This is a genomic window from Paraburkholderia sp. J63 (assembly GCF_905220245.1).
Taxonomy (GTDB): Bacteria; Pseudomonadota; Gammaproteobacteria; order Burkholderiales; family Burkholderiaceae; genus Paraburkholderia.
Genome location: NZ_CAJMZF010000012.1, coordinates 50,538 through 72,464, shown reverse-complemented (window position 1 = coordinate 72,464; position 21,927 = coordinate 50,538). Strand labels below are relative to the sequence as shown.

General features: G+C 65.9%; 20 protein-coding genes and 1 pseudogene. 12 read left to right on the top strand and 9 right to left on the bottom strand.

Annotated elements, in window-relative coordinates; all coding sequences use genetic code 11:
* Positions 1-93 precede the first annotated feature (93 nt).
* Positions 94-303 carry a twin transmembrane helix small protein gene (locus U5775_RS15295; RefSeq protein WP_028220007.1) on the bottom strand — a complete coding sequence of 70 codons (210 nt, stop codon included), beginning with the start codon at positions 301-303 and terminating at the stop codon, positions 94-96.
* A 105-nt stretch (positions 304-408) separates the two neighbouring features.
* Here U5775_RS15295 and U5775_RS15290 point away from each other — a divergent pair, with 105 nt between their 5' ends.
* The 6 genes from U5775_RS15290 (at position 409) to U5775_RS15265 (ending at position 5,703) form a co-directional block, all read left to right on the top strand.
* Complete coding sequence (locus U5775_RS15290; RefSeq protein WP_322058959.1) at positions 409-1,167, top strand: SURF1 family protein; 759 nt, start codon at positions 409-411, stop codon at positions 1,165-1,167.
* 171 nt (positions 1,168-1,338) lie between these two features.
* A complete protein-coding gene (locus tag U5775_RS15285) occupies positions 1,339-1,974 on the top strand; it encodes a cytochrome C oxidase subunit I (protein ID WP_322059075.1) in 636 nt (211 codons plus the stop codon).
* Positions 1,975-2,012: 38 nt separating this feature from the next.
* Complete coding sequence (locus U5775_RS15280) at positions 2,013-3,122, top strand: COX15/CtaA family protein (protein ID WP_322058958.1); 1,110 nt, start codon at positions 2,013-2,015, stop codon at positions 3,120-3,122.
* A 9-nt stretch (positions 3,123-3,131) separates the two neighbouring features.
* Positions 3,132-4,037, top strand: a complete 906-nt coding sequence (gene cyoE, locus U5775_RS15275) for a heme o synthase (RefSeq protein WP_322058957.1) — start codon at positions 3,132-3,134, stop codon at positions 4,035-4,037.
* A 4-nt stretch (positions 4,038-4,041) separates the two neighbouring features.
* On the top strand, positions 4,042-4,689 hold the full coding sequence (locus U5775_RS15270; protein WP_322058956.1) for an SCO family protein: 648 nt from the start codon (positions 4,042-4,044) through the stop codon (positions 4,687-4,689).
* 201 nt (positions 4,690-4,890) lie between these two features.
* Positions 4,891-5,703 carry a MetQ/NlpA family ABC transporter substrate-binding protein gene (locus tag U5775_RS15265; protein WP_322058955.1) on the top strand — a complete coding sequence of 271 codons (813 nt, stop codon included), beginning with the start codon at positions 4,891-4,893 and terminating at the stop codon, positions 5,701-5,703.
* An 85-nt stretch (positions 5,704-5,788) separates the two neighbouring features.
* Here the strand turns inward: U5775_RS15265 and U5775_RS15260 are convergent, their stop codons facing one another.
* Positions 5,789-6,226 carry a MarR family winged helix-turn-helix transcriptional regulator gene (locus U5775_RS15260; RefSeq protein WP_322058954.1) on the bottom strand — a complete coding sequence of 146 codons (438 nt, stop codon included), beginning with the start codon at positions 6,224-6,226 and terminating at the stop codon, positions 5,789-5,791.
* Between the two features lie 407 nt (positions 6,227-6,633).
* Between U5775_RS15260 and U5775_RS15255 the strand changes: the two genes are divergently transcribed.
* The 5 genes from U5775_RS15255 to nagE all read left to right on the top strand — a co-directional run bounded on the left by U5775_RS15255 (position 6,634) and on the right by nagE (position 14,190).
* A complete protein-coding gene (locus U5775_RS15255; protein ID WP_322058953.1) occupies positions 6,634-7,368 on the top strand; it encodes a GntR family transcriptional regulator in 735 nt (244 codons plus the stop codon).
* A gap of 118 nt (positions 7,369-7,486) precedes the next feature.
* Positions 7,487-8,590: an N-acetylglucosamine-6-phosphate deacetylase gene (nagA, locus tag U5775_RS15250; RefSeq protein WP_322058952.1), complete on the top strand. Its 1,104-nt coding sequence runs from the start codon at positions 7,487-7,489 to the stop codon at positions 8,588-8,590.
* Positions 8,583-9,590 (top strand): SIS domain-containing protein, encoded by a 1,008-nt coding sequence (locus tag U5775_RS15245; RefSeq protein ID WP_322059074.1) that lies wholly within the window; start codon positions 8,583-8,585, stop codon positions 9,588-9,590. Before nagA ends, U5775_RS15245 begins: the two co-directional genes overlap by 8 nt.
* 12 nt (positions 9,591-9,602) lie before the next feature.
* A complete protein-coding gene (ptsP, locus tag U5775_RS15240; protein ID WP_322058951.1) occupies positions 9,603-12,248 on the top strand; it encodes a phosphoenolpyruvate--protein phosphotransferase in 2,646 nt (881 codons plus the stop codon).
* Between the two features lie 175 nt (positions 12,249-12,423).
* A complete protein-coding gene (gene nagE / locus U5775_RS15235; RefSeq protein ID WP_322058950.1) occupies positions 12,424-14,190 on the top strand; it encodes an N-acetylglucosamine-specific PTS transporter subunit IIBC in 1,767 nt (588 codons plus the stop codon).
* A 95-nt stretch (positions 14,191-14,285) separates the two neighbouring features.
* Here the strand turns inward: nagE and cydX are convergent, their stop codons facing one another.
* The 5 genes and pseudogenes from cydX to rpoH form a co-directional block, all read right to left on the bottom strand.
* Entirely contained in the window at positions 14,286-14,399 is a 114-nt protein-coding gene (gene cydX, locus U5775_RS15230; protein ID WP_322058949.1) for a cytochrome bd-I oxidase subunit CydX, read from the bottom strand.
* Between the two features lie 72 nt (positions 14,400-14,471).
* Complete coding sequence (gene cydB, locus U5775_RS15225; protein ID WP_322058948.1) at positions 14,472-15,608, bottom strand: cytochrome d ubiquinol oxidase subunit II; 1,137 nt, start codon at positions 15,606-15,608, stop codon at positions 14,472-14,474.
* 55 nt (positions 15,609-15,663) lie between these two features.
* Positions 15,664-17,250 (bottom strand): cytochrome ubiquinol oxidase subunit I, encoded by a 1,587-nt coding sequence (locus U5775_RS15220; RefSeq protein ID WP_322058947.1) that lies wholly within the window; start codon positions 17,248-17,250, stop codon positions 15,664-15,666.
* Positions 17,251-17,356: 106 nt separating this feature from the next.
* Positions 17,357-17,563: pseudogene (gene cydP, locus U5775_RS15215) on the bottom strand (cytochrome oxidase putative small subunit CydP); the annotation flags it as partial.
* Positions 17,564-17,893: 330 nt separating this feature from the next.
* Positions 17,894-18,835: an RNA polymerase sigma factor RpoH gene (rpoH, locus tag U5775_RS15210; RefSeq protein WP_322058946.1), complete on the bottom strand. Its 942-nt coding sequence runs from the start codon at positions 18,833-18,835 to the stop codon at positions 17,894-17,896.
* A 563-nt stretch (positions 18,836-19,398) separates the two neighbouring features.
* Between rpoH and U5775_RS15205 the strand changes: the two genes are divergently transcribed.
* Positions 19,399-19,782: a nuclear transport factor 2 family protein gene (locus U5775_RS15205; RefSeq protein WP_322058945.1), complete on the top strand. Its 384-nt coding sequence runs from the start codon at positions 19,399-19,401 to the stop codon at positions 19,780-19,782.
* A 209-nt stretch (positions 19,783-19,991) separates the two neighbouring features.
* Here the strand turns inward: U5775_RS15205 and leuA are convergent, their stop codons facing one another.
* Entirely contained in the window at positions 19,992-21,638 is a 1,647-nt protein-coding gene (leuA, locus tag U5775_RS15200; protein WP_322058944.1) for a 2-isopropylmalate synthase, read from the bottom strand.
* Positions 21,628-21,807 (bottom strand): hypothetical protein, encoded by a 180-nt coding sequence (locus tag U5775_RS15195; protein WP_322058943.1) that lies wholly within the window; start codon positions 21,805-21,807, stop codon positions 21,628-21,630. Before U5775_RS15195 ends, leuA begins: the two co-directional genes overlap by 11 nt.
* Positions 21,808-21,927: the final 120 nt, after the last annotated feature.

Genomic DNA, 21,927 nt, shown 5'->3' with positions numbered 1-21,927 from the left:
GGCTTTTGCTGAACTCGATGATGCGGGGTCCGAAGCGCTCGGCTGACCGGGCGGCGCAGCGCAGCTCAGAATGGCCGAACGCTAACGCCGCGCTTAGCGGCCGTATGGAATCCCGGTGGACTGGATCCAGCCCATCCAGTGCGCAAAGAGGATGAAGAGGAACAGCGAGATGGACAGCCCGACGCGTGTCGCGAGCGACCAGACCATCCGCTTGGTGCGGCCCCGGTCGTGCATCATGAAGTAAAGCGCCGAGATCATACTCGTGATGATCAGCGCAAATGCAATGGGGACAAGTATGTGCATGAAGTTCACGGAAGTTGGCATGCCTGAAAACGCCTGTCTCATTATCGCACCGTGCCCCCGGGTGCGGGCTTCGGTCACCCGAATGCGCCGCATCGGATGTGCCCGATGAAGATCCGTCTCGTTCCCGCCCTGCTCATCGTGATCGTGATGGCCGTGACCATCCGGCTTGGCTTCTGGCAGCGCGACCGCGCCCATCAGAAGGAGGCGCTGCAGGCGCAGATCACGCGCTACGAGAACGCGAGCCCGCAGACCGTGGGCGCCGCATCGATCGCGCTGAAGGACATCGAGTTCCATCGCGTGCGGGCGAAAGGCACGTTCATGCCCGAGCGCACCGTGTATCTCGACAATCGTCCCTATAACGACCAGCCAGGCTTTTACGTGGTGATGCCGCTTAAACTGGAAGGCGGTGGCTACGTGCTCGTGAACCGCGGCTGGTTGCCGCGCAACATCGAGGACCGCGAGCGGATCGCGCCCTATCTGACGCCCGCGGGCCCGGTCGAGGTGGAGGGCATTGCGCGCGCCGATGCCTCGCGCGCCTTCGAATTGGGCGCGGGTGGCTCTGCAGCGCATCAGAAGATACGGCAGAATCTCGGCGTCGCTTCCTACGCGGCGGAAACCGGACTGCCGCTGCAGCCCTTCGTGATCCAGCAAACGGGCTTCGTGCCGGCCTTCAAGGACGGCCTCGTGCGCGACTGGCCCGTGCCGGTCGCGGACGTCGAGCGCAACTACGGCTACATGCTCCAGTGGTGGGGCATGGCGGCCGCGGCGCTCGGATTCGGTCTTTACGCGGCCCGGCGGGCTGCGACAAAAGAGCGCGGGAAAGGGCAGGGTCAGGGGCCGCTGCACAGCACGAAGGACGCCTGACGATCGCCTGATTTTTTGGTCGACTGGTTGGCCAAAGCCATCGGACGGCGCATCGGGCGCAAGGATACGCTGCGACATAGCAGCGCATGGATAACTGGAAGCGACAGAAACGAGGTTCAAGCAGTGTCGACGCATTCTCCCGATTCATCGCAGGTTTCGCGCAGCGCATCGCTGCAGAAGGGCGCTTCGCCTAAGGGCGCTCCGCAGAAGGGCGCTCCCCAACAAGGCTCGTGGCATCGCGGCCGCTGGATGCTGCTGCTGATCGCGCTGGTGTGCGGCGCGCCCATCGCGATCTCGTATTTCACGTACTACGTGATCAAGCCGAAGGGCGGCACGACGAGCTACGGCACGCTGATCGAGCCGCAGCGCACGATTCCGTCCGCGCTGATGGTGACCGGCGACGACGGCCGCGAAGTGCCGCTCGCCTCGCTCAAGGGCCGCTGGTTGATGATCTCCGTGGACGGCAGCGCGTGCGGCGAGCCCTGTGTGCAGAAGCTCTATTTCATGCGCCAGGTGCGCGCGACGCAGGGCCAGGAGCGCGAGCGCATCGTCAACGTCTGGCTGCGCACCGACGATGCCACCGTGCCCGCCGTCGTGAAGAGCGCCTATCCGGACACGCGCATGCTGCGCGCCGATCCAGCCTCGGTGGCCGCGTGGCTGCCCGCCACCGACAAGACGAAGGACACCGACCACATCTACATGGTCGACCCGAACGGCAACCTGATGATGCGGTTCCCCACGCAGCCCGATCCGTCCAGGATCAAACAAGACGTGACCAAACTGCTCAAGTGGTCGCGTATCGGTTAAGGTGCGCAGCGCGAGTCTGACAGAGAAGAGTAAGAGAGATGTTTATCCTGGAGCTGGGCCTGATTGGCCTGTGCATCGCGTTGCTGCCGCTGTCGTGGGTCTGGGTGAAGGCCGACGACGACAAATTCCGCAAGCTCGTGTGGCTCACGACCTTCATGACGCTCGACCTCGTGATGTTCGGCGGCTTCACGCGCCTCACCGATTCGGGGCTCGGCTGCCCGGACTGGCCGGGCTGCTACGGCACGTCGTCGCCGTTTATCGCGCACGTGCAGATCGCGGCCGCGCACCTCGCGATGCCGAGCGGCCCCGTGAGCATGACGAAGGCGTGGATCGAGATGATTCACCGCTATTTCGCGATGGCCATCGGCGTCCTGATCATTGCGCAGACCGCGATCGCCTGGCGCGCGCGCATCAAGCGCATGCCGCTGCACGTCTCGCCGTGGTGGCCCACGGCGCTGCTCGGCCTGATCGTCGTGCAGGGCGTGTTCGGCGCATGGACCGTGACGATGAAGCTGCAACCGATCATCGTCACCACGCACCTGCTGCTCGGCCTCACGCTGCTCGGCTCGCTCGCGTGGCTCGCCGCTCGCATGACGCCGCTGCCCGCTTATGAGCCCGACGCCGCGCGCTGGCGCGTGGCCGCGCTCGCGGCGCTCGTGCTGCTCGTCGTGCAGATTGCGCTGGGCGGCTGGGTGAGCACGAACTACGCGGTGCTCGCCTGCACCGACTTTCCGACCTGCAACGGCGCGTGGATCCCGCCGATGGACTTCCATCACGGCTTCCACCTCTGGCGCGCGCTCGGCATGGACGGCAACGGCGACGTGATCACCCAGGACGCGCTTGTCGCGATCCACTGGACGCATCGCACGTTCGCGTTCGTGGTGATCGCTTATCTGGTATGGTTCGCCCTCAAGTTGCGGCGTTACGCTTCGCTGCGACGCACCGCAAACTGGGTCCTGATCGTGATCGCGATCCAGTTTTTGACCGGACTATCCAACATCGTGCTGCAGTGGCCGCTGCCCGTGGCAGTGGCGCACAACGGTGGCGCGGCGATCCTGCTGCTTCTGGTCGTCGTGCTAAACTTTCGAATTGCTTGTAGCCGCCCCGGCCGCGCCGTCCTTCCTGCGCGCGACACCGCTGCGGTGTGACCCCGCCCTATGGAAAGCACAACCCTCTCCCAGACGCCAGGCAGCCGGATTTCCCAATATCTCGCGCTCACGAAGCCCCGCGTCACCCAGCTGGCCGTGTTCTGCGCGGTCATCGGCATGTTCCTCGCCGTGCCGGGCATGGTGCCCTGGAAGCAGCTCGTCGGCGGCACCGTCGGCATCTGGCTGACGGCCGGCGCCGCGTTCGCGATCAACTGTCTCGTCGAGCAGAAGGTGGATGCGCGCATGCGTCGCACCGCCTGGCGTCCTTCGGCGCGCGGCGAGATCACCAGCGTGCAGATCCTGCTGTTCTCGGCAGTGATCGGCGGCCTCGGCATGTGGGTGCTGTACACGTTCGCCAATCCGCTCACCATGTGGCTCACGGTCGCGACCTTCATCGGCTACGCGATCATCTACACGCTGCTGCTCAAGCCGGCCACGCCGCAGAACATCGTGATCGGCGGCGCCTCGGGTGCGATGCCGCCGGCGCTCGGCTGGGCGGCCGTCACGGGCCACGTGCCGGCCGACGCCTGGATTCTCGTGCTCATCATCTTCGTCTGGACGCCGCCGCACTTCTGGTCGCTTGCGCTCTATCGCCGCAAGGACTACGAAAACGCGGGCCTGCCGATGCTGCCCAATACGCATGGCGAAAAGTACACGCGCCTGCACATCCTGCTTTACACCGTGATCCTGTTCGCGGTTACGCTGATGCCCTATATCTCGGGCATGAGCGGCCTGCTGTATCTGGTCACGGCGGTCCTGCTCGGCGCGGTGTTCCTCGCCTACGCGTGGAAGATCTACCTCGAGTATTCGGACGCGCTCGCACGCAAGACTTTCCGCTATTCGATCGTTTACCTCTCGGTGCTGTTTGCCGCGCTGCTCGTCGATCACTACGTGCACGCACTCATCGGGATGTAACGGTATGGCCAGTTCTACCTTCGCGCCGTTCGCGCGCGCCGCTCGTGTCACGCTCATTGCGCTTGCAGCGGCAGGCGCGCTCGGCGGCACGCTGATGCTCGAAGGCTGCGGCCAGCAGCCGCCGTCGTTCTCGAACCTCGACATCACCGGCAATACGCAGTTCGGCAAGGACTTCTCGCTGCCGGACACGAGCGGCAAGATGCGCTCGCTCGCCGACTTCAAGGGCAAGGTGGTCGTGCTGTTCTTCGGCTACACGCATTGCCCGGACGTCTGCCCGACCACCATGGCCGAGCTTTCGCAGGCGCTCCAGCAACTGGGTCCCGACGCCGCGAAGCGCGTGCAGGTGATCTTCGTGAGCGTCGACCCCGAGCGCGACAGTGCCGCAATCCTGAGCCAGTACGTGAGCGCCTTCAATCCGACCTTCATCGCGCTGCGCCCCGCTAACGATGTGCAGCTCAAGCAGGTCACGAAGGACTTCCGCGTCTACTACGCGAAGGTGCCGGGCACGACGCCCGACAACTACACGATGGATCACACCGCCGCGAGCTATGTGTTCGACACCACGGGCAAGCTGCGCCTGTTCGCGCGCGACGGGCAGGGCGTCACGCCCTGGCTGCACGATCTGAAGATCCTGCTCGCTTCGAACGACTGACCCAGCGCGCTCGGCCGCCGGCGAGCCCACAGGCCGACACGGCCTCACTGGCCCACGCTGGTATACCCGTATGCGATTTCTATATTTCGTGTGACCGGCGCGATATGAGACCATTTCTGTCTGCCCGGACGGTGGCACACAATGCCGCCGCAACCGGAACAAGACCGTAATAAACACGCAACAAGCGGAAACATCATCTCCATGCAGCGCAGAAATCTGATTAAAGCTCTCCTCGCCGGCGTTGCCGCCACCACGCTCGCAGCCAGCTTCGGCGCCCACGCCGACGACAAGGTCATCAAGGTCGGTACCGTTTCCGGTCCGGACGCCCAGGTCTGGGCCGTGGTCCAGAAGGTCGCCAGGCGCGAAGGCCTGAACGTCAAGGTCATCGAATTCAACGACTACGTGCAGCCGAACGCGGCGCTCGACTCGGGCGATCTCGACGCCAACAGCTTCCAGACGGGGCCGTACCTCGACAGCCAGGTCAAGCAGCGCGGCTACAAGCTCGTGAACGCGGGCCTCACCTACATTTCGCCGATCGGCGTCTACTCGAAGAAGCTCAAGTCGCTGAACGACCTGCCGCAAGGCGCGAAGGTCGCGGTGCCGAACGATCCTTCGAACGAGAACCGCGCGCTGCTGCTCCTGCAGAACAAGGGCGTAATCAAGCTGCGCGCGGGCGCGGGCACCAACGGCAATAACGCGACGCCGCTCGACGTCGCCGAAAATCCGAAGAAGGTGAAGCTCGTCGAACTGGACGCCGCGCAGCTGCCGCGCGCGCTCGGCGACGTGGACGCCGCCGTGATCAACACGAACTACGCACTGGCAGCGGGCCTGCAGCCGACCAAGGACGCGATCGCGCTGGAAGACGTCCACAGCCCGTACGCGAACCTGATCGCCGTGCGCGCCCAGGACAAGGACAAGCCGTGGGTGAAGAAGCTCGTGGCGGCTTATCAGTCGGAAGACGTGCGCCAGTTCATCAAGAGCGAGTTCAAGGGCTCGATGATCCCGTCGTTCTAAAGCGACGCGCGGCGCGCAAGCCGCCCGCTGTCGATCCGGCCAACGAAAAGCCGCTTTCTGGAAGCGGCTTTTTTGCGCCCATTTTTTATCCGAGCAGCCTTTGCACGAGCTCCATCGCGTCGATCAACTGCTCCTGCTCGGCGACCGAAAGCGTTCCGAGCAGACCCATCACGCTGCCGACAGCCGCCGCGGCAAGCGCAGCGCAGGCGGCGCGTCCCGCATCGGTCAGGCTCAGGAGGGTCTGGCGCGCGTCGGCTTCGGAAGTGCGCCGCGAAATCAGTTGCTGGCGCTCGAACCCCGCGAGAATCCGGCTCAGATAGCCGGAATCGAGCATCAGGTCGCGTGCGAGCGCCGACGCGGTGTCCGTGCGGCCGCTCTCCAGCTCGCGCAGGATGCGAATCTCGGTCAGTGAAAAAGACGTGGGCGGAAGCTCGCTGTGTCGGGCACCCAGAAATTTCCGATAGAAGCGATTGAACTGCAGGACGGCTTCGGCGCGCCGTTTTATGTCGGAATCGGTCGACAACTCAATACCCCGTCGTCACTTGTTGATGTTGGTCAGGTGTCACTATATGGGATGTCAGAGCGCCGCGAAACGGGCCGGTGGTCCTCATCTGGTATCGCACTGGTCCCTCTGCTTTGCTCATTTAGACGTTCACTGGTCTCTCAAAAAGAGCCCAAAGGCCATTCTCCAGGGAAAATACCGATGCCAGGCAAGCTGCCTGAAGCGCCTTTTGTCATCATATAACTCATTGATTTTTATGAATTATGTGCCGCCAGACGAGTGACCGCCGCACATGTTGACTGGTATTATTGTGGTTATATAATGGGCTCGCATTTGCACCGGACCAGGTACCACGACGGCAACGTTGAAAGTGCCAGATCGCTTGTCCGGGCGCCCCCACGATCTGTCCAACCGCTGGCCGGAGTTCCATGGAAACCCGTTGGTCTGCCCTGATGCCCGATGCGCGCAACGTCACGCCACTCTATCTGCAGCTCGCGCGTAACCTTGCGACGGCCATTCACTGCGGCGTGTGGTCCGCGGGCGAGGCGCTGCCTTCGGAGCGAACGCTCTCGGACGCCATCGGCGTTTCGCGCATCACGGCGCGCAAGGCCATCGAGCTGCTGGTCGAGCAGGGGCTGATCCGGCGCGCACGCGGCGCGGGCAGCTTCATCACGCCGCGCGTCGAAGATCCGCTCTCGCGCCTCACCGGCTTCACGAAAAAGATGGAGCAGCGCGGCTTCACGCCCGATTCGGTGTGGCTCGAGCGCGAGGTGCGTCCCGCGCTGCGCGAAGAGATCGTGCAGCTCGGGCTCTCGCCGGGCGCCTCGGTCGCGAGCCTGCGGCGCCTGCGCCGCGCGGACGGCATCGTGATGGCCGTCGAGCATTCGGCGCTGCCCGTGTCCATCGTGTCGGACCCGCACGCGATCGACGGCTCGCTCTATGCGTATCTGGAAGAGCGCGGTGCGCCGGTCGTGCGAGCGCTTCAGCACTTTCGCGCGGTCAACGCGACCGGCGAGATCGCGACGCTGATGGGCGTGGAGCCGCGCGCGGCGCTGCTCGTGATCACGCGCGTGGGTTTTTCGCGCGACCAGCACGCCATCGAGCTCACCGATACCTATTGCCGCGACGGCTATTACGACTTCGTCGCGGAGCTCAGGCAATGAGCACAGTAATGCAGACAAATCGCGGGAACGGAAAGCCGCACCAAGAATCTCTCATGCACGTCATCGTCACGACTCATCGCGCACCTCATCTTGGCGTGCGCAAAATCGGAAAAATCTCATGCTGAGCGGAAACATTCTCACCCCAGAGGGCTGGATCAACGGCACGCTGACGTTCGAAAACGGACGTATCACGTCGATCGAGGGCGAGGCCGCCGATCCCGCGAAGAACGACGCGCCGTACCTGCTGCCCGGCTTCATCGACCTGCACGTGCATGGCGGCGGCGGCGCCGACGTCATGGAGGCGGGCGACGCCATCGAAACCATCGCGCGCACCCATGCGCGCTACGGCACGACGAGCCTGCTCGCCACCACCATGACCGCGCCGCGCGAGGAGCTGATGAGCGTGGTCTCGGGTCTCGGCGACGTGGCGCGGCGGCGCACGCCGGGCGGCGCGCGCGTGCTGGGCGTGCACCTGGAAGGGCCGTACATCAATCCGGGCAAGCTGGGCGCGCAGCCCGACGCGGCGGTGTCCGCCGTGCTCGACGAAGTGCTCAAGTATCTGTCGATCGCGCCGATCCGCGTGGTGACCGTGGCGCCGGAAATCGCGGGCCACATCGAGATCATCGGCGAGATGGCGGCGCGCGGCGTGCGCGTGCAGCTCGGCCACTCGCTCGCGACCTACGACGACGCCGTGGCTGCGCTCAAGCACGGCGCGCGCGGCTTCACGCACCTCTTCAATGCGATGTCGCCGCTCCATCACCGCAATCCGGGTCTCGTCGGCGCGGCGCTCGCGCACGCCGAATACGCCGAGATCATCCCCGACCTGCTGCACGTGCATCCGGGTGCGATTCGCGCGGCGCTGCGCGCCATTCCGCGTCTCTATGTCGTGACCGACAGCACCTCGGCCACTGGCATGCCCGACGGCGAATACCGCCTCGGCAGCCAGCACGTGACCAAATGCCTCGGCGGCGTGCGCCTTGCCGATGGCACGCTCGCGGGCAGCACCCTCACCATGGACCAGGCCTTGCGCAATCTCGTGTCGCTCGGCCTGCCGATCGCAGATGTTTCGGCGCGCCTGTCGCGCTATGCGGCCGACTATCTCGGCATCGAAGACCGTGGCCGCCTCGCGCGCGGCGCATGGGCCGACGTCAATGTGTTCGACCGCGAACTGACGCTTACCGCGACCTACGTCGAAGGAGAATCGATTGTCGAATATGCTTAAAGAAGCGCTGGCCTCGGCCGGCGTCGTCGCCGCGCAGCTCGCGGACACCTCGCGCGTCGAGGCGCTCGCCCGCGCGCTCGAGGCCGAGCCGCGCCACGTCGCGCTCACGGTTGCGCGCGGCAGCTCGGACCACGCGGCGAGCTATTTCGCCTCGCTCACCATGAGCCGCATCGGCGTGCCGGTCGCCTCGATTCCCATGTCGATCGCGACGCTGCAACAGGCGCCTTTACGCGTGAAGGGCCAGTTTGCCCTTGCTTTCTCCCAATCAGGCAGGAGTCCTGACCTTGTCGCCACGATGCGCGCGCTGCATGACGCGGGCGCGCTCACGGCCGCCATGGTCAACGTGGGCGGCTCGCCGCTCGCCGAGGCCGCGGGCAACGAACTGCCGCTGCTCGCGGGCCCCGAGCTCAGCGTCGCGGCCACCAAGAGCTATATCGCGATGCTCGCGATGTCGGCGCAGCTCGTGGCGTTCTGGCAACGCGACGCAGCGTTCCTCGACGCCGTGCGCGCACTGCCGGCGGCGCTCGATCGCGCGGGCGCGCTCGACTGGTCGAAGGCCGTGGACGAACTGCGCGACGTCTCGCAGATGATCGTGATCGGCCGCGGCCCGGGTCTTGCCATCGCACAGGAAGCGGCGCTCAAGCTCAAGGAGACCTCGGGCATCCAGGCCGAGGCGTTCTCGAGCGCCGAAGTGCGCCACGGCCCGATGGAGCTGATCGACCGCGACTATCCGCTGCTCGTGTTCGCGCCGCGCGGGCCGGAGCAGGCCGGTCTCGTGGAGCTCGCGCGCGACATGCAAAAGCGCGGTGCGCGCGTGCTGCTCGCGGCGCCCGCCGACGTGCCCGAAGCCACGCTGCCGCTCGTCACGACGGCCGACCCGGCGCTCGACCCGATCGCCGCCATTCTTTCGTTCTACGTGATGGCGGCGAGCCTTGCCGCCGCGCGCGGCCGCAACCCGGACGAGCCGCGCTACCTGAACAAAGTCACCGAAACCCACTAGATTGGAACGCTGATGGAACGCATCCAGGAGTCTCGCCTGATGAAGCCGGAAAATTCCGCCGAGGGTTGTATCGAACTGGTCGCACCGCTGACCGGCCCAGTCGTGCCGCTCGCTGCGGTGCCCGATCCGGTGTTTTCGGAAGGCCTGTTCGGCGACGGCATCGGCGTCGATCCGCTCGTCGGCCGGCTCGTCTCGCCGTGCGACGGCACGGTCATGCACCTCGCGCGCACCGGCCACGCCGTCACGCTGCAGACCGCCGAAGGCGCGCAGGTGCTCGTGCATATCGGCATCGACACGGTCGAGCTGAACGGCAAGGGCTTCGCGCCGAAGGTCGAGCAGGGCGCGCAGGTGCGCCGTGGCGATCTGCTGATCGAATTCGATCTCGACGTGGTGGCGTGCAATGCGCCGAGCCTCGTCTCCGTGATCGCGGTCGCGAACTCCGATGCGTTCGAAGTGGTCGCGCGCGCGGACTATAAAGATCATGTCGTGGCCGGCGAGACGCCGCTGCTCGTGCTGCGTGCGCGTGATGGCGCAGCGGGCGTGCCCGGCGTCGCGGACGTGGTCACGAACGAAGTGCGCCGCAGCGTGACGCTCACGCATGCGGGCGGCCTCCATGCGCGGCCGGCCGCGCGTGCGCGCGAAGCGGCGCGCGGGATCGATGCGCGCGTGGAAGTGCGCTATGGCGAGCGCAAGGCCACCATCGAAAGCGTAGTGGGCCTGCTCGGCCTCGGCGCAGGTGAGGGCGCGACCATCGAACTGGTCGGCATGGGCCGCGAGGCGCAGAAGGCCGTGGACGCCGTCGCCGGAGAGCTCCTGCGCGAAGCGCCGGGCGAAGGCGGCGAGGCGCCCGCGCGGCAACTGTCGCCGGCGCCCGCGGCTGCCGCCGTGGCCAGCGCGGCAGGCGCGGCCGTTGCCGCGCAGCGGGCCGCCCAGGGCACGCCGGGCACGCTGATCGGCGTGTGCGCGGCGCCTGGCGTGGCCGTCGGCAAGCTGGTGCGCTGGGACGACGCGGAACTCGAGCCGTCCGAGCTCGCGAGCGGCCCCTCGGCGGCGGAAAGCCGCCTGCTCGACAAGGCTGTCGCCTCGGTCGACGGCGAACTCGACGCCTCCGTGCGCGCGGCCTCGCAGCGCGGTGCGATCGGCGAAGCGGGCATCTTCCAGATGCATCGCGTGCTGCTCGAAGACCCGACCCTCATCGACGCCGCCCGCGACCTCATCAGCCTCGGCAAGAGCGCGGGCTTCGCATGGCGCGAAGCGATCCGCGCCCAGATCGCGGTGCTCGGCAAGGTGGACGACCCGCTGCTCGCGGAGCGCGCCGCCGATCTGCGCGACCTGGAAAAGCGCGTGCTGCGCGCGCTCGCGAACGCGTGCGGCGCTGGTGGTACGGCGGCCGCGGCGCAGCGCGAGCTGCCCGAAGAAGCCGTGCTCGCCGCCGACGAATTCACGCCCTCCGACCTCGCCTCGCTCGACCGCAAGCGCGTTACCGCGCTCGTGATGGCGCGCGGCGGCGCGACCTCGCACGCCGCGATCATCGCGCGCCAGGCGGGCATTCCGGCGCTCGTCGCGCTCGGCGACGCGCTGCACAAGATCGAAGAAGGCGCGACGGTGGTGGTGGACGCGAGCGCGGGCAGCCTTGCCTTCGCGCCGAGCACGCAGGACGTCGAGCGCGCCCGCGCCGAAAAGCAGCGCCTCGCGGGCGTGCGCGAAGCGAACCGGCGCACCTCGCACGAGGCCGCGGCCACGCGCGACGGCCACGCGGTCGAAGTCGCGGCGAATATCGCGACGCTCGACGACGCGCGCACCGCTGTCGAAAACGGCGCGGATTCCGTGGGCCTTTTGCGCACCGAGCTCATGTTCATCCATCGCCAGGCGGCGCCCACGGTGGACGAGCATCGCGAGGGCTACCAGGCAATCGCCGAGGCGCTGGGTGGACGCACGGCGATCATCCGCACGCTCGACGTGGGCGCGGACAAGGAAGTCGACTATCTGACGCTGCCGCCCGAGCCGAACCCCGCGCTGGGCCTGCGCGGCATCCGTCTCGCGCAGGTGCGCCCCGACTTGCTCGACGACCAGTTGCGCGGGCTGCTCGCGGTCGAGCCGATGGGCGCCGTGCGCATCCTGCTGCCGATGGTCACCGACGTGGGCGAGCTTGTGCGCCTGCGCGAGCGCATCGACACGTTTGCACGCGAAGCGGGCCGCACGGGCCGCATCGAGGTGGGCGTGATGATCGAGGTGCCCTCGGCGGCGCTGCTGGCCGACCAGCTCGCGCGCCACGCCGACTTCCTCTCGATCGGCACCAACGATCTCACGCAGTACACGCTCGCGATGGACCGCTGCCAGCCCGATCTGGCGGCGCAGGCCGACGGCCTGCATCCGGCCGTGCTGCGTCTCGTCTCCGTGGCGGTGGAGGGCGCAAGCAAGCATGGCAAGTGGGTGGGCGTCTGCGGCGCGCTGGCGGGCGATCCGCTCGCGGTGCCGCTGCTCATCGGCCTTGGCGTGACCGAGCTTTCGGTCGATCCGGTTTCCGTGCCGACGATCAAGGCGCGCGTGCGCAAGCTCGATTACAGCCAGTGCCGCGAGCGCGCGTTCGAGATCCTCGCGCTGGAATCGGCGCAGGCGGTGCGCGCGGCGAGCCGCGCACACTGGCCGCTCGATTGATCTCTGTCTGGATCCGCTGAGTGGCCGGCTGGCTGGCCACTCAGCTCACCAGGTAGTTGTTGGTACAGCAATCGTTCGATTTCCTTAATAAAACCCGCCGGCGGGCGCAGCGATCGCGCGCCGGCTTCTCTCACCTCACTTACGTCACGCAAGAGACAGGGACTGGAGGCAGTTCATGGATGGCAATCCGTTTCTCAAGATTCAGAGCCTCGGCCGCGCGCTGATGCTCCCGATCGCAGTGCTGCCGGTGGCCGGCATTCTGCTGCGCTTCGGGCAGGCCGACATGCTCAACATCAAGATCATCGCCGACGCAGGCGGCGCGATCTTCGACAATCTGCCGCTCTTGTTCGCGATCGGCATCGCGGTGGGCTTCGCGAAGGACAATAACGGCGTGGCGGCGCTCGCGGGCGCGCTCGGCTATCTGGTCGAGACCGCCGTGATGAAGGACATCAACGACAAGCTCAACATGGGCGTGCTCTCGGGCGTCGTGGCCGGTGTCGTGGCGGGCATGCTGTACAACCGCTTCAAGGACATCAAGCTGCCCGAGTTCCTGGCCTTCTTCGGCGGCAAGCGCTTCGTGCCGATCGTGACCGGGCTCGCATGCCTCGTGCTCGGCATCGTGTTCGGCTATGCATGGGGACCGGTGCAGAGCGCGATCGACACGGCGGGCCACTGGCTCACCACGGCGGGCGCGATCGGCACCTTCGTCTATGGATTGCTGAACCGGCTGCTGCTCGTGACCGGCCTCCATCACATCCTGAACTCGCTCGTGTGGTTCGTGTTCGGCTCGTTCACGCCGGCCGCCGGCGGCGCGGCCGTGACCGGCGACCTGCACCGCTTCTTCGCGGGCGACCCCACCGCGGGCGGCTTCATGGCCGGCTTCTTCCCGGTGATGATGTTCGGCCTGCCGGCCGCGTGTCTCGCGATGCTGCACGAGGCGCCCAAGGAGCGCCGCGCGATGGTGGGCGGCCTGCTGCTCTCGATGGCGCTCACCTCGTTCCTCACGGGCGTGACCGAGCCGATCGAGTTCACCTTCATGTTCCTCGCACCGGTGCTCTACGGCATCCACGCCGTGCTCACGGGCCTGTCGCTCGCGATCTGCTCGCTGCTCGGCATCAAGCTCGGCTTCACGTTCTCGGCGGGCGCGATCGACTACGTGCTGAACTACGGTCTCTCGACGCACGGCTGGGAAGCGATCCCGCTCGGCATCGCTTACGCGGTGGTCTACTACGTGCTGTTCCGCTTCTTCATCCGCCGCTTCAATCTGCCGACGCCGGGCCGCGAAGCCTCGGCCGGCGACACGGCCATCGCCTCGTCGATGTCGGGTGTGGACGTGGCGGCCGGCGGTGTGGCAGCGGCCACGTCGCTCTCGCGTGCGGCGCGCTATATCGATGCGCTCGGCGGCGCGGCCAACCTGAAGGTGGTCGATGCCTGCACGACGCGCCTGCGTCTCACGGTGGCCGATCCGGCGCACGTGTCGGAGCCGGCGCTCAAGGCGATTGGCGCGCGCGGCGTGCTCAAGCGCGGCGGCGAAAGCGTGCAGGTCATCATCGGGCCGGAAGCGGACATGATCGCCGACGAGATCCGTCGCGAGATCGCCAGCGGCCGTCCGGCGGCGGCTTCGGCGGCCTCGGCGGTGGCGAAGGCGGCGCCTGTCGCGCCAGCGGCTGCGCCGTCATCGGCCAGTGCGAGCGATCAAGCCGGTCCGCTCGACCCGAATCCGTCGCGCTGGCTCGCGGTGCTGGGCGGCGTGGCGAACATCGTCTCGCTCGATGCGGTCGCGCTCACGCGTTTGCGCGTGATCGTGCGCGACCCGGCGGCAGTCGACCGCACGCAGCTTGGCACGCTCGATGTGGCCTGGGTGTCGGCGGATACGCTGCATATCGTCGTGGGCGACGCGGCGCAGCGCTATGCGCGGGAGCTTGCGTTGGAGGCGGCGTGAGCGGCTTCATCAGCGGTCTCTCGTTGTAAGGAAAAACCGGCGCGTGCGCCGGTTTTTTCATGGCTGGACCCTTCCCACGCCGCTCGCTCGCAGCCTCACTGCCCGCTATCGTCGCTGTCCATCTTGTGCTGCTGGTCGAGCCACATCACGTTGATGATCCCAAAGCCGAGCGCCACGCCAATGCCCAGTATCCAGGTGAAGTACCACATGGTTTCCACTCCTGTGTAAATTGCGTTGCGGCCTCACGCACCAGGCCGCGCGAATCGCCTGGCACCACGCGATCAGTACAACGAATTGCGCTTGTCCTCGACGGCCTCTACGGTCACCTTGCCGCGCATGATCCGATACGCCCACGTGGTGTAGGCGAGCACGATCGGCAGGAAGATGATCACGGCCACGAGCATGATTTCGAGCGTGGTCTTGCTGGAGGTGGCGTCCCACACCGTGAGGCTCGAACGCGGGTCCAGCGAGGACGGCATGATGAACGGAAACATCGAGAAGCCCGCCGTGAGAATCACGCCGATGATCAGCAGCGAGGTGCCGAAAAAGGCCGTCTTCTCGAGCCGAGAACCCGCGAGCACGAACGCGACCACGCCGCCGAGAATGCCGAGAACCGGCGCAATCGCCATCCACGGATAGAGCCCGTAGTTGCTGATCCACAGGCCCGTGCCCGGCTCGACGCTCTTGAGCAGCGGATTGGCGACGCTGTCGTACGGAGCCGGCGTCGTGATCGTGTAGCCGCCGATCAGCGTGGCCACGAGTGCGCCCGCCAGGACGAAGCACACGACCGCGAGTAACGATGCGATGCGCAGCGCTTTCGACGCCCGCGCGGCCACCACGCCCTCGCTCTTGAGCTTCACGAACGCGGCGCCGTGCGCGGTGAGCATGGTGAGGCTCACGAGCCCGCACAGGAGCGCGAACGGATTGAGCAATTCAAAGAAGCCGCCGTGATACGTCACGCGCAGGTCCGTGTCATAGCTGAACGGCACGCCTTCGAGCAGGTTGCCGAACGCCACGCCGAACACGAGCGCCGGCACGAAGCCGCCGACGAACAGCGCCCAGTCCCAGGCGCTGCGCCACTTCGGGTTGTCGCGCTTGCCGCGGTAGTCGAAGCCCACGGGCCGGAAGAACAACGCGAAGAGCACGAGCAGCATCGCGAAGTAGAAGCCCGAGAACGACGCCGCATAGACGAGCGGCCAGGCGGCGAACATGGCGCCGCCCGCGGTGATGAGCCAGACCTGATTGCCTTCCCAGGTCGCGCCGACCGTATTGATGACGATGCGGCGCTCCGCATCGGTCTTGCCGATGAAGGGCAGCAGCACGGCGGCGCCCATGTCGAAGCCGTCGGTGAGCGAGAAGCCGATCAAGAGCACGCCGATCAGCACCCACCAGATCACTTTGAGCGTTGCGTAGTCCATGGTGTGGTTCCTGTGTGTTTCCTGTGCGTTGCTTTCGACACGTTGCGGGCGCGCATCACGAGACGCGGTTGCCGCTCGCCACGGCCGCGCCCTGCTCGTGGAAGTAGCGCCCCGTATGCAGCGCCGAGGGGCCGAGGCGCGCGTACTTGAACATCAGCGTGATCTCGATGATGAAGAGCGCCGTGTAGAACACCACGAAGCCCGCGAGGCTCAGCCACACGTCGCCGGGCGCGAGGCTCGACGCCGAGAGGTGCGTGGGCAGCACCTCGGCGATGGTCCACGGCTGGCGGCCTAGCTCGGCGACGACCCAGCCGAATTCGGCGGCGAGCCACGGCAGCGGAATCGCCCAGACCACCCAGCGCAGGAACCAGCGGCGGTTCCCCTTGAGCAGCGTGCGCTGTGCGCAGAACCAGAATGCGAGCACGAAGGTCGCGAGGAACAGCATGCCGAGGCCCACCATCACGCGAAACGACCAGAACACCGGCGCGACGGGCGGAATCGAGTGCTTCGCGGCGGCCTTGATCTGCTCGGGCGTGGCGTCGGTCACGTTCGGCGCGTACTGCTTGAGCAGCAGGCCGTAGCCGAGGTCGGCCTTGTGTGCCTCGAACACGTCGCGCGTGGCGGTGTCGGCCGTGCCTTCCTTCATTTTCTGCAGCGCGGCGTAGGCGAGCATGCCGTTCTGGATGCGCACTTCGGCGCGGCCCATCAGGTCCTTCAGGCCGATCACCGGCTCGTCGATCGAGCGCGTGGCGATGATGCCCATCAGGTAGGGAATGCGGATGGCGTAGTCGGTGCGCTCTTCCTGCTGGTTAGGGATGCCGAACAGCGTGAACGGCGCGGGTGCGGGCGCCGTGTCCCATTCGGCTTCGATGGCGGCGAGCTTGATCTGCTGGACCTCGCCCGTGCGATAGCCCGATTCGTCGCCGAGCACGATCACGCAGAGCGTGGACGCAAGGCCGAAGCCCGCGGCGATGGCGAACGAGCGCAGCGCGAAGTCCACGTCGCGGCGGCGCAGCAGATACCACGACGAAATGCCGAGCACGAACATCGACGCCGTCACATAGCCGGCCGATACCGTGTGCACGAACTTCACCTGGGCGACCGGGTTGAAGATCACCTGGAACAGGCTCGTGAGCTCCATGCGCATGGTTTCGTAGTTGAACGCGGCGCCCACGGGGTTCTGCATCCAGCCGTTGGCGACGAGAATCCACAGCGCGGAGAGGTTCGAGCCGAGCGCGACGAAGAACGTCGTGAGCAGGTGTCCGCCCTTCGTCATGCGGTTCCAGCCGAAGAAGAACAGGCCCACGAAGGTCGATTCGAGGAAGAACGCGGCGAGCCCTTCCACGGCGAGCGGCACGCCGAAGATATCGCCCACGTAGTGCGAGTAGTACGACCAGTTCGTGCCGAACTGGAATTCCATCGTGAGGCCGGTGGTCACGCCCATCACGAAGTTGATCGCGAAGAGCTTGCCCCAGAACTGCGTCATGTCCTTGTAGATTGGCTTGCCGGTCATCACGTAGACGGATTCCATGATGACGAGCAACCAGGACAGGCCGAGCGTGAGCGGCACGAACAGGAAGTGATAGAGCGCCGTGACCGCGAACTGCAGACGCGAAAGATCGACGGTTTCGCTAATTGGCATGATGCTGGTCCCCTTGAGATGGGTTTGCGCGGGGCGGTCTAGCCACGGGCGGTCTAGCCTCGGGCGGTCTAGCCTCGGGCGATCTGGTCACGGGCGATCTGGCCTCGGCCGGCGCGGGCACGGAGAGCAGGGCCTGCGCGACCGCCGCCGGCGGCATGGTCATGTTCTCGGCCTGCGGATGATTGAAGAACGCGTATTTGAGCGTCATCAGCAACACGAGCTTGAAGGCGAGAACGAGAACGATGTCGCGGCCGAAGGTCGGCCCGCGGGCCCAGTGGAGCAAGCGCGCGCGTAGCGACGCTTGCTCGCGCAAGGGTGGCCCGGAAGTGGAGGTCGTGGCGATGGCAATAGCTCCTGAATTCTGGTTCCGCTGCGGCCGTGCGGCGTCGCGAGCGGTTGCATCTGTTCGGCATTGCGATCTTTATAGTTCAGCCCACGTCAGCAAATTTTGATTTAGATCTTCTGCTGTCAGATTGGGACTGCGTCAAACGCTGAACTATCTTATGAAGGAATAGGAAAAGTCGGCGCGAACGCGTACAAATTACGGCGCCCAGAAAAGAAAAAGCCCCACTCTTGGTAAGAGTGGGGCTGGCGGTGAAGCGCTTGCGTGCGGCGGGGCGGCCGCGCCGTGTGACCTGGTGTCTCAGGCGTAGTCGGCGAGCGCCGTGCGCATCTTTTTCATCGCGCTCGCTTCGATCTGGCGAATGCGCTCGGCCGAGACGCCGAACTCGTCCGCCAGCTCGTGCAGCGTCGAGCCTCCCGAGCCGTCGTCCTCGACGTTCAGCCAGCGCGCCTCGATGATGCGGCGGCTGCGCGCGTCGAGTGCCTCCAGCGCGCTCGCGATGCCGTCCGACTGCAGGCGGTCGTGCTGACGCGCGGCCATCACGGCGGTCGGCTCGCTGTGCGAGTCGGCGAGCCAGGCGATCGGGGCGAACGACTCTTCGCCGTCGTCGGTCTGACTTTCGAGCGCGATGTCAGAACCCGACAGACGCGTTTCCATCTCCACGACTTCTTCGCGCTTCACGTTCAGCTCTTGCGCGAGACCCTCGATTTCCTCGGGCGTGAACGACTGCAGGCCCTGCTTGTGGCTGCGCAGGTTGAAGAACAGCTTGCGCTGCGCCTTGGTCGTGGCGACCTTCACCATGCGCCAGTTGCGCAGGATGTACTCATGAATCTCGGCCTTGATCCAGTGCATGGCGTACGACACGAGCCGGACGTTCTGCTCGGGGTCGAAGCGCTTCACAGCCTTCATCAGCCCAATATTGCCTTCCTGGATCAGGTCGGCGTGCGGCAGGCCGTAGCCCAGGTAATTACGCGCGATCGAGACGACGAGGCGCAGGTGCGACAGCACGAGACGGCGCGCACCTTCGAGATTGTTTTGCTCGCGGAACTCGGTCGCGAACTGGCGCTCCTCTTGCGGCGTCAACATCGGGATCCGGTTCACGGCCTGAATGTAGGCGTCGATGTTGCCCAGTTGGCCAGGCAGCATGGAAGCGTTCGCGAGCGCCAGTACACCCGAACCCCCGGCCTTGGCCGACGACGGGCTAAGCGTATTCGGAAGGGTCATGGTCATTGCGTTGCTCACGTAGCGAACTCCTCAGGAATCTTGCAAAAGTCGGACATCGACTCCACGGTGGATGTTAGCACTCTCAAATATCGAGTGCTAATACTTCGAGTCTGTAGGGGCTTCATGGTTCCGCTGGTCCTATCGAAATATTTGTTTCGATAGATTTCAGCGAAATGCACAGAAGCAAGCTGGACGGGGCTTGCCGCCCGTCACGGTCCCGCGCACACCCGCGGGCCGAAGGAATACTCTAGAACAAGGCCGCTATCCGGCGCGGATGCGGTGAGGAAAACGGGGCTGAAGCAGGCCGATTCACGGCGGCTGGCGCCTTGGGCGATGCCTGGGTATCCGGCCTCGATGGTGTCTAAATCTGTCAGACGCCGGATTGAGACGAAAGTGCCTCCGATGCGACATTCGAGCGCGGCCGGCCAGGCACGGCCGCACGACACCTATATAAGGGCGATCCTTTTGATCGCAAGTATCCATGTGTCAAAACCTGGTATAAATTTCAGCGAGACGCGTGCGATAAATCTTCGGCGCGGGTCGGCGCGATGACGTGGACTCGTGCGCAAGGGGCTCGATCAATGGCTGCAAAAGTAATCGAAGCGATACGCGGGCTGGAGCGCGAGCGGTTTCGCGCCATGGTGGACGGCGACGGCTCGTCGCTGGATCAGCTCCTGTCCGACAATGCCACCTTCGTCCACACGAACGGCAAACGCGAGACCAAACAGCAGTTCATCGATGCGATCACCGCGGGGCGCCGCCGCTATCGCCAGATCGAGATCCAGTCGCAGGACGTGCTGCCGGTGGGCCGCGAGACCTGCCTGATCTCGGGCCGCGCGCTCATCGAAATGGAAGCGAACAACGGCGCGCTGCTCTATCCCATTGCCTACACGGCGATTCAGACCCAGGAGGATGGCCACTGGCGTCTGCTTGCGTGGCAGGCGACGCGTTGCGCTACCGAGTGAGAACCGGTAGGTCCACTCGCCGATATCGCTTGCTGAGCGTATCGGGCGCACGCCAACGGCCCGTTTTGCCGTCGGCGCTCAACGCAAAGCCCGGGTACTGCTTCCACTAAACCGGTTGCTTCGTTCACCGTGCTGCCGCGCCCACGCGCAGCGGCGTTACTTCATGCACATTCGCGTGCGTTTTTGCGAGTTCGTGCGCATTCGTACGATCAAGCCGCCGCGCGCCGGTCGATCTGCGGCCAGGCGGCGCGATTGACCGCGCTCACCACGGCGGCGACGGCCGCATGTGCGGCGTCGTCGGCGACTCCGACGCCATGGCGCAGCGCCTGCCCGCCCACGCGGCAGCCGACGAAGACCGCCGTGGCGCCCTGCGCCGTGCGCAGGGTTTCGAACGACGTGACTTCGATGCCCTCATCGGCGGCCGCCGCGATCGTCGCGGCCACGTCGCGCACGTGCGCCTCGTCGATCTGCGCTGCCGTGGGCATGGCGACGTCGCGGCCCTCCCAGCGCACGCGCCCCGCGCCCATGTGCGCGGCCGGTCCGCGCGTTTCGAGGTATTCGCGCGAGAAGAGCGCGCAGATTGCATCGCCGGAGATTTCTTCGCCCGAGCCATCGGTGACCGTCTGCACGGCGTGGCTGAATTCGATCTGCACGCGGCGCGGCGGCGTGAAGCCCATGCCGCGCTCGAGCAGCCAGGTGGCGCCGCCCTTGCCCGACTGGCTGTTCACGCGGATCACGGCGTCGTAGCTGCGGCCGAGATCGGCGGGATCGATCGGCAAATAGGGCACTTCCCAGACCGCATCGGGCTGCTGTTGCGCAAAGCCCTTGCGGATCGCGTCCTGATGCGAGCCCGAAAACGCCGTGAACACGAGGTCGCCCGCATACGGGTGACGCGGATGCACGGGCAACTGGTTGCAGCGCTCGACCACGCGGCGCACGGCGTCGATATCGGAGAAGTCGAGGCCCGGATCGATGCCCTGCGTGTAGAGATTCATCGCGAGCGTGACGAGGTCGACATTGCCGGTGCGCTCGCCGTTGCCGAACAGGCACCCTTCGATGCGGTCCGCGCCCGCGAGGAGTGCCATTTCGGCGGCGGCCACGGCCGTGCCGCGGTCGTTGTGCGGATGCACCGAGAGCACGATGCTGTCGCGGTACGCGAGGTTGCGGTCCATCCACTCGATCTGGTCGGCGTAGATGTTGGGCATCGCGGCTTCGACCGTCGCCGGCAGGTTCACGATCATCTTGTGATCGCGCGTCGGGCGCCAGGTCTGGGCGACGGCGTCGCAGACTTCGCGCGCGAACGTGAGCTCGGTCATGCTGAAGGTTTCCGGCGAGTACTGATAGATCCAGTGCGTGCCAGGGCGCGCGTCGGCGTACTGGCGGATCAGGCGCGTGCCTTCGACCGCGAGCGCCTTCACTTCGTCCTTGGACTGCCCGAACACGATCTTGCGGAACGACGGACAGATCGCGTTGTAGAGATGCACGATCGCGCGCGGCACGCCTTCGAGCGCCTCGAAGGTGCGGGCGATGAGCTCTTCGCGCGATTGCACGAGCACTTCGATCGTCACGTCGTCGGGAATGCGCTTTTCGTCGATCAGCTTGCGCACGAAATCGAAGTCGGTTTGCGACGCCGACGGAAAGCCGACTTCGATCTCCTTGAAGCCGATCGCGACCAGCATCTCGAAGAATTCGGTCTTCTGCTCGATGCTCATCGGCTCGATCAGCGACTGGTTGCCGTCACGCAGGTCGGTGCTCATCCAGACGGGCGCGCGCTCGACGGTGCGCGTGGGCCATCGGCGGCCGTTCAAACGGATGGCGGGGAAGGGACGGTATTTCTCGGCGGGATTACGCAACATGACATGCCTCGTTCTTCGTGGAGTCGTTTGCGATGGCGGTCGGCAGCGGGCGGCTGGCTTGCTGACGACGAGGCACGATGCGCACAACTTCGGGCGAACGGGCGGCAACCACGGACGCGAAGAAGAAGGCCACGGTGGCGGCGGTAACCGGCGCGGCGGAAGCGGACATGAACGAAGCCCATGCAACGTGCATTTTGACCCTCGCGACTCGTCCGAACGGTAAACGGACGAATGCAGACGACTGGTTGTAGAGAAACTGCGGTTTGGGGTACTGCGAGAACTGCTTGGG